The following is a 1,124-nucleotide window of genomic DNA, read 5'->3' as shown; positions in this document are numbered from 1 at the left end:
TAGTGTCGCGTTTCGTTAGTTGGTTTTCGGTTGAGCTTTCTTGAGAATCTCCTCGACCGGTTTCGTCCACACGAAGGGGTGTTTGCGGTCGTTCCAGCCGTTGATGAAGGCTCGGATCTTCGCGTTGAGGTCCTTGACTGAGGTGAACACACCACGCCGGATCGCTTGCCGGTCGATAATGCCGAACCAGACCTCGACGAGGTTGAGCCACGACCCTGATGTCGGGGTGAAGTGGACGTGGATGTTGGGGTGCGCGGCGATCCACTCGGTGACTGCCGACTTTTTGTGGGTGGCGTAGTTGTCCATCACCAGGTGTAACTCCTGGTCGCCGTAGGTGCGGTCGATTTGCCTGAGGAACGACAAGAACTCCTGGTGGCGGTGCCGTGGCTTGACTGTGGCGGTCACCTGTCCGGTCGCGATCTCCAGTGCGGCGAACAGTGTGGTGGTGCCGTGGCGTTTGTAGTCGTGGGTTCGGCGTTCGATCTGTCCTGGCTGCATCGGGAGCATAGGCGCGGTGCGGTCGAGGGCCTGAATCTGGGACTTCTCGTCCACGCACAATACGATCGCATTCTCCGGCGGTGCCAGATACAGGCCGACGACATCGGTGACTTTGGCGACCAACTCCGGGTCGGTGGAGAACTTGAACGTCCCCGAACGCCACGGCTGTACCCCATACTCACGCCACGCGCGGGCGACCGTGGCGTTGCCGATCCCGAGGTGACTGGCCAACAGGCGTGATGACCAGTGGGTCACCCCATACTTCTTGGGCGGTGGCTTCAACGTCGCCGAGATGACACCCGCGTGATCGAGATGTCTTGGGCGACCCGATCGTTGGGCGTCAAGAAGTCCGTCGAGGCCGTCATGGAGATACCGGGAACGCCACTTGAGTACCGTCGGCACCGACGTCCCGACAACCTCGCTGATCCGCGAATTGGCCACCCCTGCAGCAGCAAGAGTCACGATCCGCGCCCGACGCACCAGCCCCGCAGGCGTCGACGTCGACCGTAGTAGCCGATCAAGTTCATCCGCATCACCATCACGCAGGCCAAGAGCCGGGGCCGCAGAATTCGCCATAGCCAATTCTCTCAAACCACGAACCATAAACTAATTAACGACACGCGACA

At 60.6% G+C, this 1,124-nt stretch carries 1 protein-coding gene; it reads right to left on the bottom strand.

Annotated features, from left to right (window positions below; translation table 11 throughout):
• Positions 1–15 precede the first annotated feature (15 nt).
• The gene (locus ACWDSI_RS20475) at positions 16–1,074 is read right to left on the bottom strand and encodes an IS630 family transposase (protein WP_049697012.1); all 1,059 of its coding nucleotides are present in this window, start codon (positions 1,072–1,074) and stop codon (positions 16–18) included.
• Positions 1,075–1,124: the final 50 nt, after the last annotated feature.

The organism is Gordonia sp. NPDC003429 (genome assembly GCF_053588575.1).
This window is presented reverse-complemented; position numbering and strand designations above follow the sequence as displayed.

Bases quoted from the DNA above. Each gene is read 5' to 3' on its own strand.
- ACWDSI_RS20475 (WP_049697012.1), bottom strand. From the start codon at position 1,074: ATGGCGAATTCTGCGGCCCCGGCTCTTGGCCTGCGTGATGGTGATGCG.